Annotated in this window: 13 protein-coding genes; 10 read left to right on the forward strand and 3 right to left on the reverse strand. The window is 67.8% G+C overall.

Features of this window, described 5'->3' with window-relative positions:
- Nucleotides 1–10 precede the first annotated feature (10 nt).
- The 3 genes from Q0309_RS08115 to tssH all read right to left on the reverse strand — a co-directional run bounded on the left by Q0309_RS08115 (nucleotide 11) and on the right by tssH (nucleotide 5,465).
- The gene (locus tag Q0309_RS08115; protein ID WP_299439343.1) at nucleotides 11–1,945 is read right to left on the reverse strand and encodes a type VI secretion system tip protein VgrG; all 1,935 of its coding nucleotides are present in this window, start codon (nucleotides 1,943–1,945) and stop codon (nucleotides 11–13) included.
- A 115-nt stretch (nucleotides 1,946–2,060) separates the two neighbouring features.
- Nucleotides 2,061–2,534, reverse strand: a complete 474-nt coding sequence (locus Q0309_RS08120) for a type VI secretion system tube protein Hcp (protein ID WP_299439345.1) — start codon at nucleotides 2,532–2,534, stop codon at nucleotides 2,061–2,063.
- Between the two features lie 105 nt (nucleotides 2,535–2,639).
- A complete protein-coding gene (gene tssH, locus Q0309_RS08125) occupies nucleotides 2,640–5,465 on the reverse strand; it encodes a type VI secretion system ATPase TssH (RefSeq protein ID WP_299439371.1) in 2,826 nt (941 codons plus the stop codon).
- 515 nt (nucleotides 5,466–5,980) lie between these two features.
- Between tssH and tssA the strand changes: the two genes are divergently transcribed.
- The 10 genes from tssA to Q0309_RS08175 all read left to right on the forward strand — a co-directional run bounded on the left by tssA (nucleotide 5,981) and on the right by Q0309_RS08175 (nucleotide 18,006).
- On the forward strand, nucleotides 5,981–7,120 hold the full coding sequence (tssA, locus tag Q0309_RS08130) for a type VI secretion system protein TssA (protein ID WP_299439373.1): 1,140 nt from the start codon (nucleotides 5,981–5,983) through the stop codon (nucleotides 7,118–7,120).
- A 143-nt stretch (nucleotides 7,121–7,263) separates the two neighbouring features.
- Complete coding sequence (gene tssB, locus Q0309_RS08135; RefSeq protein WP_299439375.1) at nucleotides 7,264–7,812, forward strand: type VI secretion system contractile sheath small subunit; 549 nt, start codon at nucleotides 7,264–7,266, stop codon at nucleotides 7,810–7,812.
- On the forward strand, nucleotides 7,809–9,305 hold the full coding sequence (tssC, locus tag Q0309_RS08140) for a type VI secretion system contractile sheath large subunit (protein ID WP_299439377.1): 1,497 nt from the start codon (nucleotides 7,809–7,811) through the stop codon (nucleotides 9,303–9,305). Before tssB ends, tssC (Q0309_RS08140) begins: the two co-directional genes overlap by 4 nt.
- A 19-nt stretch (nucleotides 9,306–9,324) precedes the next feature.
- Complete coding sequence (gene tssC / locus Q0309_RS08145; RefSeq protein ID WP_299439379.1) at nucleotides 9,325–10,878, forward strand: type VI secretion system contractile sheath large subunit; 1,554 nt, start codon at nucleotides 9,325–9,327, stop codon at nucleotides 10,876–10,878.
- Between the two features lie 61 nt (nucleotides 10,879–10,939).
- The gene (locus Q0309_RS08150) at nucleotides 10,940–11,779 is read left to right on the forward strand and encodes a type VI secretion system accessory protein TagJ (protein ID WP_299439381.1); all 840 of its coding nucleotides are present in this window, start codon (nucleotides 10,940–10,942) and stop codon (nucleotides 11,777–11,779) included.
- 4 nt (nucleotides 11,780–11,783) lie between these two features.
- The gene (gene tssE, locus Q0309_RS08155) at nucleotides 11,784–12,284 is read left to right on the forward strand and encodes a type VI secretion system baseplate subunit TssE (protein ID WP_299439383.1); all 501 of its coding nucleotides are present in this window, start codon (nucleotides 11,784–11,786) and stop codon (nucleotides 12,282–12,284) included.
- The gene (tssF, locus tag Q0309_RS08160; protein ID WP_299439385.1) at nucleotides 12,277–14,103 is read left to right on the forward strand and encodes a type VI secretion system baseplate subunit TssF; all 1,827 of its coding nucleotides are present in this window, start codon (nucleotides 12,277–12,279) and stop codon (nucleotides 14,101–14,103) included. The genes tssE and tssF overlap by 8 nt, the downstream gene beginning before the upstream one ends.
- Nucleotides 14,100–15,152, forward strand: a complete 1,053-nt coding sequence (tssG, locus tag Q0309_RS08165; RefSeq protein WP_299439387.1) for a type VI secretion system baseplate subunit TssG — start codon at nucleotides 14,100–14,102, stop codon at nucleotides 15,150–15,152. The genes tssF and tssG overlap by 4 nt, the downstream gene beginning before the upstream one ends.
- A 258-nt stretch (nucleotides 15,153–15,410) precedes the next feature.
- Entirely contained in the window at nucleotides 15,411–17,213 is a 1,803-nt protein-coding gene (bchE, locus tag Q0309_RS08170) for a magnesium-protoporphyrin IX monomethyl ester anaerobic oxidative cyclase (RefSeq protein WP_299439389.1), read from the forward strand.
- A 190-nt stretch (nucleotides 17,214–17,403) separates the two neighbouring features.
- Nucleotides 17,404–18,006 (forward strand): hypothetical protein, encoded by a 603-nt coding sequence (locus Q0309_RS08175; protein WP_299439391.1) that lies wholly within the window; start codon nucleotides 17,404–17,406, stop codon nucleotides 18,004–18,006.
- The last annotated feature ends 128 nt before the right edge of the window (nucleotides 18,007–18,134 follow it).

The following is an 18,134-nucleotide window of genomic DNA, read 5'->3' on the forward strand; positions in this document are numbered from 1 at the left end:
GTGGCCACGATCAGTTGATCTTCACGATGCCGCCCTGGAGGGTAAGTATCCCCGAGCCTTTGACGGTCGTCATCGCGCCCTCCAGTGTGGCTGTGGCATCGCCTTTGATCTGAACCTGCGGTGACTTGATCGTGATTTTCGCCGGTTCAAGCTTGATCGAACTGGCCCCCACCTTCAGTTCGATCGACTGCATCGCCGTGTGTTCGACCTTGCCCAATTTCACGTTGGTGGTCTGGTTGCCCTGGCTGACGATGAGCGTCTCGTTGCCCTGGCCGATGGTGACCTTGCGGTTGCCTTGCTTGATGTCGATCGTCTCGTTGCCGGTCTTGACCGTCTCGGTGCGGTGGCGCTCGATCTCGATGGTCTGGTCGTTGCCGACTTCCAGCGAGTCGTCGTTCTCGACCACCCGGTCCATGTCCTTCTCGGCGTGAACGTAGACCTGCTCCTCGCCCATTTTGTCTTCGAAGCGCAGTTCGTTGAAGTTCGAGCCGCCGCCGCCCTTCGAGCTGCGGGTCTTCACACCGCTTTGCGTCTTGTTGCCGGGCAGGGCGTAGGGGACCGTGTTCTGGGCGTTGTAGACATAGCCGGTGATGATCGGCCGGTCGGCGTCGCCTTCCAGGAAGTCGACGATCACCTCCATGCCGATGCGCGGGATGAAGATGCCGCCCCAGCCCCGGCCGGCCCAGGGCTGTGACACCCGGATCCAGCACGAGCTTTTCTCGTCCTTCTTGCCCTCGCGGTCCCAGTGGAACTGCACCTTCACACGGCCGTACTCGTCCGTGTAGATCTCCTCGCCCGACGGCCCCACCACCACGGCCGTCTGCGGGCCGGCGACCACCGGCTTGTGACGCGGGCGGTCGGGACGGAACACCGTCTCGGCCGGCAGGCAGGTGAACGTGTTCTGATAGACGGGCGGATCGGCCTCGCCGGAGACCTGGGTGTAGTCGTGCGACAGATGGCGGACCCGCGTCAGGGCGTGTTCGGTGCCCGCCTCGCCGTCCACCTCGTGGTCGTCCAGCGTGAACCGCGCCCCGGCATAGAAGCCCGGACAGTCGCTGTCGCCCTCGGTCAGGGCGTAGTCGCGTTCGCCCATCTCCATGCGCTTGCGGGTCAGGTCGTTGCCGCGCCCGGTGTCCAGATAGCGCCCGGGGTAGTCGTAGACCTCCCAGCCGCTTTGCGCGCCGACCTTCTTGACCGTGTCGGTCGTGGTGGTCAGGTCGGCGGTCGGCTTTTCGAAGTCGTAGTCCTGCTGGGTAAAGGTGCCGGTGATGACCTGGTCGGCCGGCTGCCAGCGGGTGATGATGTCGGTCAGGGTCTTCTGCGCGCGGAACGGCACCTTGTCGTCGAAGGTTTCGCCGTAGCCCGATGGCGAATCGGCGACGATCAGGGTGTGCTCGCCCTCCTCGTGCTTGAAGTAGTAGTAGAAGCCTTCCTCGGCGAACAGACGCGCGACGAAATCGTAGTCGGTTTCGCGGTACTGCACGCAATAGACCCGCTTGGGGGGCGTCCCTTTCACGCCGCCGAAATCATAGGCCGTGAAACCGTAGTCCTGAAAGATCTCCTCGGCGATCTCGATCACATCGCGATCCTGGAAGATGCGACAGTCCGACGTCTTCGTCAGGAACCACAGCCAAGGTCTAATCTCGCAGTTATAGTAGCGGTAATTGCGGGTGAACATGGGGCCGCGCCCGAACCGGGTCACGAGACCGCAGAAATGGCGCGGCTCTTCCGCCTCGGGCCGCTGCACAATGCCGGTGATACACTGGCCCAGCAGATCCTCGGCCTTCAGGTCCAGGGACGCGGAGACCATCTCGAACCGGAAGCTGAACAGCTCGGAAACCGCTTCCTCGCCCTCCAGACGTGTCAGGATCAACTCGCTCTGACCCAGCGGCGTGCGCAGGCGCAGATACCGTTCGCCTTCCTCGATCCGGAAGCCTTCGCTCATTCGCAGTCCCTTGGCGCGCCTGAGAAACCGTAGGGAGAAGCCTTAGGAAGAAACCGTAGGGTCCGGCCCGACGATGGCACACCGCGCCACCGCCGAAAGCCGAACCAAACCCCGGTCAGCCGCCCTTGGTGGTCGCCAGGTCGTAGTGCGCCGACGCCGGCGTGCCCTTGCCGGCCTCGTCGTAGGCGATGTGCTTGAACTCGACCTTGGTGAAGTTGATCGAGATCGACTCGTCGGGACGCTCGCCGCCGGTGCTCATGCTGTAGGCGCTGACCAGCGCGTTGGTCAGCTTGTACTCGGCGTAGGTGCGGCCCGGCTTGCCGGTGGACACCAAGTGGATGGTGCAATCCTTGCCGTCGTGGCTGGTGCAGGCTTCCTGGAACAGCGCCACCGACGCCTCGTCCATCAGCTTGGTCAGCGAGATTTCAGAGACCGAGGGCTCCGAGGCCTCGCGGTTCTGGGTCGAGCCCACCGGGGTGCTGATCGCCCGGCCCACGCCCCACTGCATACTGGAGATGTCAAGCCAGCCCTTGTGCTCTTCGTGGGTCGCGTTGCCCTTGATGCTGCCGTATTTCACGTAAATGGCCATGGCCCTGTCCCTCGTTTTCAGTTGATCCGGTCCTGTCCTCAACGCTTAGGGGGGTACGCTTACCGTTGTAAACCCGGGGGGAAGCACGCCCACGGTCCGAGTCCCTTACCCGGCCGGGGCACCACCCACCGCGCTCCGGTCGGCCTCCGCCATGCCGGGGTCGGCTGGCGTGGCGTCCGGTCTCGTGAGCGCGTCGACACCCTCGACCTCACAGTCGATGCGCGCATCGGCGCCGGCCTTGAGCGCGGCGCGGCGCACGACCTGACCCGCCGCCATGCATGAGAGAATGCGAGCCGACAGGTCGGGCAGGATGGAACGCGTGATGATGCGGTCGATGACGCGCGCGCCCGATTCCACCTCGGTCGCGCGTTCCGCGATCAGGTCGATCACGGCGTCCTCGATCTCGAGATCGGCCTTGTAGGCCTCGGCCACGCGCGTCTTCACGCGGCCGAGCTGCAGGCGCACGATGCCCTTGATGATGTCCGGTGGCAGCGGGAAGAACGGCACCACCGCCAAGCGGCCCAGGAAGGCCGGCTTGAAGACCTTGAGCAGTTCCGGCCGCAGCGCCTCGTACAGCCCCTCGGCGTCCGGCATGGTCTCGGGGTCGGAACACAGGGCGTGGATGGTGTCGGTGCCGGCGTTCGACGTCATGATAATGACGGTGTTCTTGAAGTCGATGTCGCGACCCTCGCCGTCCTTCAACATGCCCTTGTCGAAGACCTGATAGAAGATGTCCTGAACGCCGGGGTGCGCCTTTTCCACCTCGTCGAGCAGCACCACCGAGTACGGCTTGCGCCGCACGGCCTCGGTCAACACGCCGCCCTCGCCGTAGCCGACATAGCCCGGCGGCGAGCCCATCAGGAGCGAGACCTTGTGCTCCTCCTTGAACTCGGACATGTTGATGACGGTCATGTTCTGCTCGCCACCATAGAGAAGGTCGGCCAGCGTCAGCGCCGTTTCCGTCTTGCCGACGCCGCTGGTGCCCACCAGCATGAACACGGCCAGCGGCTTGCGCGGATCGGACAGGCGCGCGCGGCCCGACATGACGGTCTCCGCCACCACCTCCAGGGCGTAGTCCTGCCCCAGGATGCGCTCGCCCATCTTCTCCTTCAGCGAGAGGATGGTGTTGATCTCGTTGGAGACCATGCGGCCGACCGGAATGCCGGTCCAGTTGGCCACCACGGCGGCCACGGCCTGACCGTCGACCACGGCCTGAAGCAGCGGGTCCTCACCCTGGAGCTCGCGCAACGCCGTCACCTTGGCGTCCAGGTCGGTGCGCAGGGCGGCGACCTCGGCGTCCGTCAGCGGCTCCGCCGCCTCGGCCTCGTCCAGGCCGTTAAGCGGGCCGGCCTCCGTGCCCGGCGCGGCCCCGGCGCCGGCCGTGGCCCGTTTGGTGGCGGCGGCCGTCTCCAGCTTGGTCCGCAGGTCGCGGATGGCCCCGACCAGCTCAAGTTCCTGGGTCCATCGGGCCTCCAGCGCCTCCAGCTCCGCCGCGCGGGCCTCGCGGTCCGCCCGCATGTCTGCGGCATCGACGCCGCGCGCGGCATCGACCTGGGCCTCGCGTTCGGCGATGCCGATGGCCGTGTCCAGGTGCTCAATGGAGCGGCGCAGGTCTTCCACCTGCGACGGCGTGGCGTGCTGGCTGAGCGCCACCCGGGCGCAGGCGGTGTCCAGCAGGCTGACCGACTTGTCGGGAAGCTGGCGGCCGGTGATGTAGCGATGCGACAGGCGCACCGACTCGACCACCGCCTCGTCGAGAATGCGCACCCCGTGGTGCTGTTCCAGCGTCGACACCAGGCCGCGCATCATCTGCACCGCGACCTTTTCCGTCGGCTCCTCGACCTTCACGACCTGGAAGCGTCGGGCGAGCGCCGCGTCGCGCTCGAAGTACTTCTTGTACTCGGCCCAGGTGGTGGCGGCGATGGTGCGCAATTCGCCGCGCGCCAGCGCCGGCTTCAGCAGGTTGGCGGCGTCGCCCTGGCCGGCCTGGCCACCGGCGCCGATCAGCGTGTGCGCCTCGTCGATGAACAGGATGATCGGCTGGGTGGAGGCCTTCACCTCCTCGATCACCGACTTCAGCCGGTTCTCGAACTCGCCGCGCATTCCGGCGCCGGCCTGCAACAGGCCGAGGTCGAGCGTACGGATGACGCACGGCTTGATGGACGGCGGCACGTCGCCGGCGGCGACCCGGAGCGCGAAGCCCTCGACCACGGCGGTCTTCCCGACGCCGGCCTCGCCGGTCATGATCGGGTTGTTCTGGCGGCGGCGGGTGAGGATATCGATGATCTGGCGGATTTCCTGGTCGCGGCCCAGTACCGGGTCGATGGCCCCGTCACGGGCGCGTTGCGTCAGGTCGATGGTGAACTGGTCGAGCGCGCCGCCCTTCTTCGCCGCGCCGCCGGCGGTGCCGTCCCCGGCGGTCACGGCGCCGCCGCCGGCCCCGGCGCCCTGGCCCTCGGGCGAGTCCGCCGTCAGGTCGGGGAGCGTGTTGGTCAGCGCCTCCACCGAAATCTGCGCCAGCGCCGGCGCCGACTGCAGCACGGTGGCCGCCAGCGTCTCGCGCGACAGGATGGCCAGCAGGACGTGTCCGGTCCGAATGCGATCCGATCCGTACTTCAGCGAGGCTAGGTTCCAGGCATCGCGCGCGGCCTCGATAATCTGCGGTGACAGCCCAGGCGTGCGGGCATTGCCGGTCTTCAACGAATCGAGCGCCCGCGTCAGGGTGGCGGCGACCTGCCCCTGGTCGATCCCCTCGGAGCGCAGGATCAGGGGGACATCGCCCTCTGTCTCCTCGACCATGCGCAGGAGCCAGTGTTCGAGTTCGGCGTTGAAGTGGGTGCGTGAGACCGCCGTGGCGACACCGCCTTCAAGGGTCCGCCGAGCCATTGGCGACAGGCGTCCCAGCAAGGACCCGATATCGACACCCGCCATGTCGCACCCCCTTCAAAAAATCCCTCAGGTTCATCGCGCCCTACGTCGAACGCGATGCCCGCCATCGTGTCCGCCATGGTTTCGGTCGCGGCCGCCGAAGACGCCCCCGAGCGTCAGCGGCATCCGTCATGGCGATGACCGACCGTGGCCGTTTGGTATCGCATCGGAATGGTGAGATGAATTCGCGGAAAAGGCAAGGCTGGACCGGTGACAGTTGGACAGTCGGCTGGGGGAATACAAACCTATGAACGATTTTCGAGGGGCTTGCTCGGTGGAAGGTTGCCTCGACTCCGCCGGCCCCCGCCCCCCTTGCGGGCACGAGGATCCGGCCGTAACGGAGCGGGAGGACCGCCCGGTGCGCTCGGCACCCCGGGTTCAGGCCCGCCGGAGCGCCGCGGTTGCTTGGATTTGATGCGATGCCCTTGGCAGCCTCCCGATGACACAGTAGTCTTTCATCCCAGTAAGCCGCTCACCAATAGTCGGGGCGACACATCAATAAGGGGGACGGCGGTCTGATGGTCGAGCGCGTGCTTGATGTCGATGCCATGCTGGCGCCGATCGAGGGGGACAGTCCCGTCGGCGTCAACCTGCGGGACGACACGTCGGGGTCCTCGCCCCTGTTCACCCTCAGTGACCTGCGTCGCACGGCCGCCGCCGCCGAGCGCTCCATGGTCATGGACGAGGACGCAGGCATCCCCGAACAGTGGGGCGAGATCCTCGATAAGGCGCCAGAGGTGCTGGCCACCCGCTCCAAGGACCTGCGCGTGGCCTGCTGGCTGATCGAGGCGGCGGCGCGCTATCACGGCTTCGCCGGCCTGCGCGACGGGTTCGATTTGGTCGCCGGTCTGGTCGAACAGTACTGGGATGACCTCTATCCCCCGATCGAGGATTCGATCGAGGACAAGACCGACCCCATCGCCGGCCTCAACGGAGTCGGCGGCGACGGGGCCCTGATCGCGCCCATCCGCCTGATGCCCCTGACCGAGGGCATGAGTGGTTCCTTCGGTCTATGGCAGTTCGAGCAGGCCAACGAACTGCGCAAGCTGAACGATCCCGAAAAGGTTCAGGCGCGGGTCAACGCCGGGACCATCAGCTATGAGCAGTTCGGGCAGGCGGTGCTTGAGACGCCCAATACCTTTTATGCGGCCCTGGCCGCCACCGTGCAGCAGACCCGCGACAGCTTCGCCCGCCTGGACGCGGTGATGACCGAGAAGTGCGGGGCCGACGCACCGCCGTCGTCCAACATCTCCCGCACGCTGGAGGAAGTGGCCGACGCGCTCGGTGTCATCATGCGCACCTGGAACAAGGGTCCGCCGCCCGGCGAAGAGACCGGCGCCGAGGAAGCTGCGGACGTCGCGTCCGGCGCGGACGGTGCCGCGGCGGCCGGCGGCGGTGGGGGCGGCGGCGCGGCCGGCCCGATCAAGGACCGCGAACAGGCCTTCGGCCAGATGCTGCGAATCGCCGAGTTCTTCCGCCGCACCGAGCCGCAATCGGTGATTCCCCAGACGCTGGAGGATCTGGTGCGGCGCGGCCGGCTGCCCCTCGACAAGCTGCTGGAGGAACTGATCCCCGACGCCGACGCGCGCAAAACGTTCTTCGTCCGGGCCGGCGTTACGCCCCCGGCCGACGGCGACGGCGACGGCGGTTCGTGGTGACCTGGCGTCCGGCGATGGCGACACGCCGGTCCGGAGGGAACACAGCGCGCCAACCGGCGGCCCGACGGTTGAGCGCCGAAGAACACAAAGACTCGGGCGCCCATCAACAATGACGAGAGTTTGTTGCCAGACGGGAGACGATCATGGCCGAGAGCGTTCACAGCAAACTGTCCCGCGTGCGAAAGCCACGTGTGCACATCAAGTACGATGTCGAAACCGAAGGCGCCGTCGTCGAGCGGGAGCTGCCCTTCGTGGTGGGCGTCCTGGGCTCGTTCTCGGGCGATCCGACCTCGCCGTTGCCGCCGTTGCGCGACCGCAAGTTCGTCACCATCGACCGTGACAACTTCGATCAGGTCATGCAGCGGATGACTCCGGGCCTGAACATGAAGGTCAAGAACACCCTGAAGGGCGACGACAGCGAAATGGCCGTCAACCTGACCTTCAAGGGCATCGAGGATTTCGACCCCGGCCGCGTCACCGAGCAGGTGCCGGCGCTCAAGTCGCTGATGGAAACCCGCAACAAGCTGCGCGACCTGATGTCCAAGGCCGACCGCTCGGAGGACCTGGAGGCGCTGCTGGAAAAGGTCCTTCAGAACAAGGATGACCTTGAGGCGCTGAAACAGGCGCTTGGCGTCGACGAAGGCGCCGGCGACGATGCGACGCAGCCCGCCGATGGAGGGGACAAGGCATGAGCGACGAAGCCCAGAAGGCCCAAGAGTCGGCCGCCGAAACCACGGTCGCCGAAGGCCCCAGCCTGCTGGATCAGGCCATTGCCGCCACCAAGCAGACTGAACCGGATCGCGCCCAGGAACTGATCAAGACCCTGACCGAACAGGCGATGAAGGGCACCATTACCTTCTCGCGCAACCTGACGCAGACGTTCAACCAGGCCATCGCCGAGATCGACAGGCAGCTTTCCGTGCAGTTGGCGGAGATCATGCACCACGAAAAGTTCCGTCAGTTGGAGGGAACGTGGCGTGGTCTGCACTATCTGGTGATGAACACCGAGACGTCGGCCAACCTCAAGCTTCGCGTTCTCAATGCCACCAAACGCGAGCTGCACAAGGATCTGACGCGGGCCGTCGAGTTCGACCAGTCCGGCCTGTTCAAGAAGATCTATGAGAACGAGTTCGGCACGCCCGGCGGCGAGCCTTACGGGGCCATGATCGGCGACTTCGAGTTCTCCAACCACCCCGAGGACATCGAACTGCTGTCCGGCATGTCCAACGTGGCGGCGGCGGCCTTCGCGCCGTTCATCTCGGCGGCCTCGCCGCAGCTGTTCGGCCTGCAGGACTTCACCGACCTGTCCAAGCCGCGCGACCTGGAAAAAATCTTCGACACCGCCGAATACGGCAAGTGGCGCGGCTTCCGCGACAGCGAGGACAGCCGCTTTGTCACCCTGACCATGCCGCGCGTGCTGGCCCGCCTGCCGTACGGCGAGGCCACCAAGACGATCGAGGAGTTCGCCTACGAAGAGGCCCCGGCCAATCCCGACGGCACGCCCAAGCGCATGGACCACGAGCACTACTGCTGGATGAACGCGGCCTACGCCATGGGCGCGCGCCTGACCGACGCCTTCGCCAAGTACGGCTGGTGCACGGCCATTCGCGGCGCCGAGGGCGGCGGCAAGATCGAGGGCCTGCCCACCCACAACTTCATCAGCGACGACGGCGACACCGACACCCAGTGCCCGACCGAGATCGGTATCACCGATCGGCGCGAGGCGGAGCTGTCCAAGCTGGGCTTCCTGCCGGTGTGCCACTACAAGAACACCGACTACGCGGTCTTCTTCGGCGCCCAGACGACGCAGAAGCCGAAGAAGTACGACCGGCCGGAGGCCACGGCCAACGCCGCCATCTCGGCGCGTCTGCCGTACATCATGGCCACCTCGCGGTTCTCGCACTACCTGAAGGTCATGGCCCGCGACAAGATCGGGTCCTTCATGGAGGCGCCGGACGTCGAGGCCTGGTTGAACCGCTGGATCATGAACTACGTCAACTCCAAGGAGGGCGCGGCCCAGGAAATGCGGGCCTCGTATCCGCTGCGCGAGGCCGAGGTGCAGGTGCGCGAGATTCCGGGGCAGCCGGGCTCGTACAACGCCATCGCCTACCTGCGGCCGTGGCTGCAGATGGAGGAGTTGACCACTTCCATGCGGCTGGTGGCGCGCATTCCGAAACAGGCATAATCGGGCCACGGGGGCTGGCGTGCGGCATTCCGACGGTGCGTTCGATCCAGATGCGACCGTCATCGCGCGACCAGCCCGGCCGCGTCCCGATCCCCGTGTGCGGGCCGGCCTCGCCGGCTCGCGCTGGCGGGCCGCCGGAGACGGCGCGCTCGACCGCATCGTCGCACTGGAGCGCTGGGATCTCGCCCTGCTCGCCTGGATGGGCACGGACCGCGCTACGGCCCTGACCCGGGAGCAGATCCTGGGCGCTCTCGACCGCGATATCGCCGCGCTCGACCGTCTGCTGTCGGCGCAGGCGGACGCCATCCTGCACCATCCGCGTTTTCAGCGCCTGGAAGCCTCCTGGCGGGGCCTGCGCTACCTTGTCGACTCGACCGAGGGCGACGAGCTGGTGCACATCCGGGTGCTGGACCTGAGCTGGTCCGACCTGTGCCGCGACCTGGAACGGGCGCTGGAGTTCGATCAAAGCCAGATGTTCCAGAAGATCTACGAGGAGGAGTTCGGCACCCCCGGCGGCCAGCCCTTCAGCCTGTTGCTGGGCGACTACGCGGTCCAGCACAAGCTCGGCCCCGGCCACCCCACCGATGACATCGCCGGCCTGATGGGCATGTCCGGCGTCTGCGCGGCGGCCTTCGCCCCCATGGTCGTTGGCTGCACGCCCGCCCTGCTGGGGCTCGATTCATTCGGCGAACTGACGGCGCCGATCCGCCTGGCCGGCCTGTTCAACGGCCCCGAGTTCGATCGCTGGCGCGGCCTGCGCAAGGCCGACGACAGCCGCTTCCTGGCCATCGCCCTGCCCACCGTCCTCATCCGCGACCGCCACGACGACGACGGCAGCGGCCGCCAGCCGTTCCGCTACGCCGAGGACGTCTCGGCCCCCGACGCCTCCGCCTGGCTGTGGGCGTCGTCCGTGTACGCGTTCGGCCGGGTGGCGGTGCGCGCCTTCATTGACTGCCGCTGGTTCGCCAACATCCGCGGCGCCCGCCGCGACGAGGCCGGCGGCGGCCTGGTCGAGGATCTGCCGGCGCCCGACTTCGGCACCGACCGGCCGGGCGTCGCCACGCGCGGCCCGGTGGCGGTCGCCATGCCCGAGGTCCGCGAAAGCGAGTTGAGCGAAGTCGGCTTGATGCCGTTGGCCGCCCACCAACACACCCCGTTCGCGGTGTTCCGCTCGGTCGGCTCGGTGCAGGCGCCGCAGCACTACGACCGGCCCGAAGCCACGGTGAACGCCCGCCTGTCGGCCATGCTGCATTATATCCTGTGCATTTCGCGCTTCGCCCACCTGATCAAGGTGATGGCCCGCGACAAGACGGGCTCCTTCGCCAGTCCCGGCGAGTGCGAGCACTTCCTGCACACGCGCCTGATGCAGTATGTGCAGGGGCGCGCCAATGCCACCTACGAGGAAAAGGCGCGCCGGCCGCTGCGCGAGGCCTCGGTCCAGGTCCGGGAACTGCCGGGCCGGCCGGGCACCTATTCCTGCGTCTGCCACGTCGTCCCTCACTTCCAGATCGATCAGGTCTTCAGCACCCTGAGGCTGGAACTGGACACCACGCCGTTGCGGGCGGGACACTGACCGTCCCCGCGCGCCGGCGGCGCCCTGTTGCCCTCGCCCCGTTGCCCCTGGAGGACTCACCATGACCGACAGTTCAGCGACCGCCCTGTTCCAAGCCGGCGACCTCGACGGGGCCATCGCCGCCCTGACGGCCGAGGTCAAGGCCCAGCCGAAGGACGTGCAGGCGCGCGGCCGGCTGGCCGAGATGCTCTGCTTTCAGGGCGACATCGAACGCGCCGACAAGATGATGGAGGTGATGGCGCTGCAGGACGAGGAGCACTCGGCCGGCATCGGCGTCTTCCGCCGCGTCCTGCGCGGCGCCATCCAGCGCGAGCAGGTGTTCCGCGAGGGCCGCGCGCCCGATTTCGTCGGCCCCCCCGACGATTGCCTGCAGGCCCACCTGAAGGCGCTGGCCGCCCTGCGCGCCGGCGACATGGACGGCGTGCGCGCCCTGCTGGCCGAGGCCGAGGAGGCCCGCCGGCCGGCCGCCGGTAAGCGCGAGGACACGCCGTTCGACGACGTCCGCGACCTGGACGACCTGACCGGGGGTGTGCTGGAGGTGATCGCCGCCTCCGGCTCGTACTACTGGATCGCCTTCGACACCGTGGTCGCGCTGGAGTTCCACGCGCCGGAGCGGCCGCGCGACCTGATCTGGCGCCGCGCCTCGATCGAGGTCTCGGACGGTCCGGAGGGCGAGGTGTTCATCCCCGCGCTGTACGTGCCGCCGCCGGGCGCCACGCCGCGCACCGACCACCTGCTGGGCCGCGTCACCGAGTGGCTCGGCGACGACGAGAGCGGGCCGGTGTTCGGGCTGGGCCAACGCTGCTGGCTGCTGGGCGACCAGGACATGCCGATCATGGATCTGACCAGCCTGACCATGGACGCGCCGCGTTCGGTCGCCCCGGTGGAGGAGGGGGCCTGAGCCGATGGCCACGGGCGCGCTCAAACAGCCGCCGCTGCCCTCGGTCCTGGACCGTGTGCACGACGGCGACGACGACGGGCTCGACGGGCGGGGCGCCTCTGTCTCGCGCCACCTGGAGGCCCTGCGCCGCGCGGTGCGGCGCGATCTTGAGGTTCTGCTCAACACCCGCCATCGCTGTCTGTCGCCGCCGGCGGACCTGGACGAGTTGCGCCAATCGGTGGTCAACTACGGCATCCCCGACTTCAGCGGCGAGGACATGTCGGCGCCCGAACACCGCGAGGCGCTGCGCAAGGCGGTCGAGGAGGCCATTCGCCGCTACGAGCCGCGCTTTCTGCAAGTGACGGTCTCGCTGGCCGGGGACGACGACGAGCCCCTGGACCGCAGCCTGTGTTTCCGTATCCAGGCGCTGATGCGGGCCTATCCGTCGCCGGAGCCGGTGATCTTCGACAGCGTGCTCGATCCCGTCACGCGCGGCCTGGAGGTACGCAACGCCGACCATGGTTGATGACCTTCTGCCCCATTACCAGGCCGAGCTGACGGCCATCCGCCGCCTGGCCGGCGGGTTCGCGGCCCGCCATCCGAAAGCCGCCGGACGCCTGCGCCTGTCGGAGACGGTGGCCGAGGACCCGCACGTCGCCCGCCTGATCGAAAGCTTCGCCTTCCTGACCGGGCGCATCCGGCTGAAGCTTGAGGATTCGTTCCCCGAGCTGACGGACGCCCTGCTGGGGGTGTTGTATCCGCACTATCTGGCGCCGGTGCCGTCGATGGCCGTGGTCTCCATGGCCTGCCAGCCGGACCTGGACGGATCCTACGCCGTGCCGCGCGGCACCGAGATCGACACCAGCGCGGCGCACGGCGAGACCTGCCGCTTCCGCACCGGCTTCGACACTGTGCTGTGGCCGGTGACGCTGGAACAGGCCTCGCTCACCGGTCGCCCCTTTCAGGCCCCCAACAACCCGCGCGCCGCCAACGCGACCGCCTGCCTGCGCCTGACGTTCCGCTGTATGCAGGCGGAAAAGACCTTCTCGGAGCTGGGCGTCGACCGCCTGCGCCTGTTCCTGGCCGGGGAGTCGCACGAGGCGTTCTCGTTGTACGAACTGCTGGCCAACGAGGTGCTGTCGGTCGCCCTGGCCGACACGCCCGAGGACCGGTCGCCGGTGATCCTGGGACCGGAGGCGATCCAGCCGGTGGGGTTCGAGGAGGACGAGGGCCTGCTGCCGTGGTCGGCGCGGTCGGCTCCCGGCTACCGGCTGCTGACCGAGTTCTTCGCTTTCCCCGAGAAGTTCCTGTTCTTCGATATCCGAGGGCTGGACGCCAAGACCCTGCTGGAGGCCGGCAACCGTCTGGAGGTCTTCGTCTACCTGAACCGGGGCTTCAGCGAACTGGAGCGCAGTGTGTCGGCGGGCAGCTTCGCCCTCGGGTGCACGCCGATCGTCAACATGCTGCGCCAACGCGCCGAGCCCATCGCCGTCACGCAGAACGTGCCTGAGTATCGTGTCATTCCGGATGTGCGCCGCCCTCAGGGGCTGGAGGTCTATCAGGTGCTGCGGGTCACGGCCACGTCCCCCACCGACGAGACGGTCGAGGTGCAGCCGTTTTACGGCATGACCCACGGCCGGGGCGGGGACGAGGACGCACGGCCCTGGTACTGGATGGCCGACCGCCGCGCCGGGGTGACCGACGACGGCGGCACCGAGGTCTATCTCGGCCTGGTGGACATGGATTTCGAACGCGCCGGCCGAGACGGCTGGGTGCTGTCGGTCGAGACGCTGTGCATCAACCGCGACCTGCCCAACGCCCTGCCGTTCGGCGGCGGCAACCCCCGGCTCGGGCTGGTGCAGGCGACCGCCGCCATCACCGGCGTCACCGCCCTGACGGCGCCGACCCGGACCCTGCGGCCGTCCGGTGGACCGGGCGGCCGCTGGCGGCTGGTCTCGCACCTGGCCCTCAACCACCTGTCGCTGTCCGGCGGCGACGAGGCGGTGCGGGCGCTGCGCGAGATCCTGGCCCTGTACGACATCCGGGGCACCGCCGAGACCCGCGCCCTGATCGACAGCATCGTCGGGGTGAAGGCCTCCTCCGGCGTGGCGCGCACGGCGGCGCAAGTCGGCGCGGCGGTGGCGCGCGGTGTCGACGTCGCGCTGGAACTGGACGAGAACGCCACCCCGACGGCGGGCACCATGCTGTTCGTCAACGTGCTCAACCGCTTCCTGGGGCTGTACTGCTCCATCAATTCCTTCACCCGGCTGTCGGTGTCGGTGCGCGGGCGCCCCGGCCTGTTGTGCCGCTTTCCGGCGCGGGCCGGCACGCGGGTGATGCTGTGACGGACGGGCGGGACAGCGACGGCGGCGACGGTGTGATCGACCGCTTGCGGGCCGAGCCGCACCGCTTCACCTTCCAGCAGGCGGTGCGGCTGTGGCAGCGCGAGGGCCGCCGCACCGGCAACGGCCGCCCGGTGGGCTACGACCATGCGCCGGCTGACCTGGCGGTGCGCCTGACCTCGCACCAGGCGCTGGGGTTTCAGCCGGGGCAGGTGGCGGCGCCCCGCCGGCGTGACGGCGACGACGACCCCCGGCCGCTGGTGGCGGCGACGTTCCTGGGGTTGACCGGCCCCAACGGCGCCCTGCCGCAGCACTACACCGAGACGGTGATGCAGCGCACCCGCGAGCGCGACCCGGCGCTGCGGGACTTCTTCGACATCTTCAATCACCGCCTGCTGTCGCTGTTCTGGCGCGCCGGGGCCAAGTACCGCCTGGACCAGTCCTATGAACTGATCGAGCACGGCGCCACCGACCCGGTGACGCAGGCGTTGCTGTCGCTGGTCGGGCTCGGCCTGCCGGGGCTGCGCGACCGCCTGCCCGTCAGCGACGAGACCATCCTCTATTACGGCGGACTGTTCAGCCACCGGCCGCCGACGGCGGTGGGCCTGGAGCAGGCCCTGGGCGATCTGTTCGGCCGACCGGTCCATGTCGAGCAGTTCCATGGCCGCTGGTTGACCCTGCCGCCGGAGGAACAAAGCCGCGTGGGCGCGCCGGAGGGCTCCCGCCTGGGTGTCGACACCGTGGCCGGCGCCCGCGTCTGGGACGTCCAGGGCAGTCTGCGCCTGCGCGTCGGGCCGCTGTCGTGGGAGGGCTTCCGCCGCTTCCAGCCGGACGGCGCCGACCTGCAGCGGCTGGCGGCGGTCACCCGGCTGTACGTCGGGCCGGAGTTCTGCTTCGACGTGCAGGTGGTGCTGGCCCGCGAGGAGGTGCCGCAGCTGCGGATGCCCACGGGCAGCGGCGAAGGCCCCCGCCTGGGCTGGAACACCTGGCTGGTGTCGGACCCGCCGCGCCAGGACGTCGGCGACGCCGTGTTCATGGTGCGGGACGTGTGACGGCGCCAGGCGCCGTTCGCCTGTCTCGTTCGCTTGACAACCGGGCGAGAGCGTGGTTGACACGCCATGTTGCACCCACGATAATGCGCGGCTATGAATGACGCAATCTCAAGGACTTAGCCGGTTGGTGGCACGAGATTGGCGCACCGAACCCGATCTTGACGGATCCTCAACGCAACGGGCTACGGTCCGTGGCGCGTTTTGGTGTTTCCGCCGTCCGTCATTCGCCCTTCATCTGTTGTCTTGGGGAGGCCGCTCATGCGGATCGTTCTGATCCAGCCCAACTATCACTCCGGCGGCGCCGAGGTCGCGGGCAACTGGTCGCCCGCCTGGGTCGCCTATCTGGCCGGATACCTGAAGGCGAAGGGCGGCTACACCGACATCCGCTTCATCGACGCCATGACCGACGACATGTCGGAAGACCAGCTGCGCGCCGCGCTGGCCGATGAAAAACCGGACATCGTCGGCACCACGGCCAACACCCCGGCCATCTACAAGGCCGAACGGGTGCTGGAGATCGCCCGCGAGATGTTCCCGAACGCGGTCACCGTGCTGGGCGGCATCCACGGCACGTTCATGTACCAGCAGGTGCTGCGCGAGGCGCCGTGGATCGACGCCATCGTGCGCGGCGAGGGCGAGGAAGTGTTCCTGAACCTGGTGCGCTCGGTCGACCAGGGCCAGTGGCCGGACGCGCGCGGTCAGGTCAAGGGCATCGCCTACGGCGAGGGCGAGAAGGTGATCGCCACCCAGGCCGAGGCGCCGATCCGCGACGTCGACGACATCGTCGCCGACTGGGGCGTGCTGGACTGGAAGAAGTACATCTACATCCCCACCGGCACCCGCGTCGCCACGCCGAACATGGCGCGCGGCTGCCCGTTCACCTGCTCCTTCTGCTCGCAGTGGAAGTTCTGGCGCGACTACCGCGTGCGCGACCCCAAGAAGGTCGTCGACGAGATCGAGACCCTGGTGAAGGAGTACAAGGTCGGCTTCTTCATCCTCGCCGACGAGGAACCGACCATCAACAAGAAGGCCTTCATCGCCTTCTGCGAGGAACTGAAGGCCCGCAAGCTGGACGTTCTGTGGGGCATTAATACCCGCGTGACCGACGTCTTGCGCGACGAGGACCTGCTGCCGTTCTACCGCTCCTGCGGGCTGGTGCACATCTCGCTGGGCACCGAGGCGGCGGCGCAGCTCAACCTCGACCTGTTCCACAAGGAAACCACGGTCGCCGACAACAAGCGCGCCATCGACCTGTTGCGCCAGAACGGCATCGTCACCGAGGCCCAGTTCATCGTCGGCCTGGAGAACGAGACGGTCGAGACCATCGAGGAAACGTTCCAGCTGTGCATGGACTGGAACCCGGACATGGCCAACTGGTCCATGTTCACGCCGTGGCCGTTCTCCGACCTGTACCGCGAGATGGGCGACCAGGTGGAGGTGCACGACTTCTCGCAGTACAACTTCGTCACGCCGATCATGAAGCCCAAGGCCATGGAGCGCGGCGAGCTGCTGGACGCGGTCATGTCCTGCTACCGGCGCTTCTATTCCAAGAAGGCGATCTTCAGCTATCCGTGGGTGCCGGGCGACAAGGTGCGCCGCAAGTACCTGCAGGGCTGTCTGAAGGCCTATTTGCGGTCGGCCATGAAGCGCCAGTTCTACAACCTGGGCAAGGTCGGCTACTGGGGGCCGCACACCATCAAGAAGGTGAAGTTCGCCTTCGATCGCTCGCGCAAGCTGGAGCAGACCCCGGACGAGGCGGCGACGGCGGACTGGAAGTCGGCCTCCAAGCGCAAGCAGGAGGAGATCGACGCCGGCATCCGCGCCTACAAGGAGGCCGGGCAGCCGCTCGACGCCACCCAGAACCAGAAGGCGGCGAGCGCCAAGGTCATGGCCTGCGGCGGCGGCGACGAGCAGATGAGCGAGCACGCCATGCTGTCGGCCATGGGCGGCTGCGGCAGCGGCACCGACCAGCAGCTGTCGGAGCACGAAATGGAACGGGCCATGAAGCCGTGCGCCAAGGGCGAGGAACCGCCCCTGGAAGAGGCCGACGCGCGGCGGTAGGCGTCGCCGCATCCGTTCCAACGATCACAACCGCCCCGCCATCTCCCGATGGCGGGGCGGTTGGCGTTTCGGCGGGCGGCAGGCAAACGCAAATTGACAAAGTTGACGAGGTTGACGACATTGACGGAAGCGCCCATCTTTTGCTGTGCAGTTGGAACGATCCCCGCCGATACGTCGATCAGGAGGGGCCATGGCCTCCGCACCTAAGAAACGCAACGACACCTCTGAACGCATCCCCACCGCCGCTCAGGAACGTCTGGACGCCCAGATGGAGCGCGAATGGAGCGCGATGATTGAGGGGGATCGTGAGGATACGCGGGCGCTCATAGACAGCACGCCATCCCAGGCAGGTCGTTTCGGCACGCTTGAGCGCGACGCGTTGGTCGCACGGTTGCGCGCCAAGGGTCGCGATGCCGCCGACACCATGCTCTCGGAAACGACCTACCTGTCGGGCGAGGACTTCGCCGCCCGCATCGGCCTGACGCGGCAGGCGCTCGACAAGCGCCGCAAGGCCGGGACTGTGTTGGGTCTCCAGGGCGAGAAGCGCGGTGTTCGGTATCCGGTATGGCAACTGGAGAACTCCGAGGGACAGCCGGTGTATGTGTTGCCGGCGCTAAAGGAGACTCTGCCGGCGTTGCTGGAGAGTCTCGGCGGGCCATGGTCGGTTCACACGTTTCTGACGACGTCCTGGCCGCAGGTCGGTGGTCGCACCGGTCTGGACTTGCTCCGGGAAGGCGCCGGCGCCGAAGCGCTGGAACTGGCCCGATCAACGCGATATGGTGGCGGACCCTGATCGCCGATCCGCACGAGGATTTCCTGGGGCCGCGATACCTTGCCACCGCCAGCGATCTGCTCGACGCCTACGGCGTGGTCATTGGGCCGGATGACTGACCATCAGGAGCCTGTTCGAGACCTGGGTTC

The sequence above is a fragment of the uncultured Rhodospira sp. genome (assembly GCF_937138205.1).
Classification (GTDB): Bacteria; Pseudomonadota; Alphaproteobacteria; order Rhodospirillales; family Rhodospirillaceae; genus Rhodospira.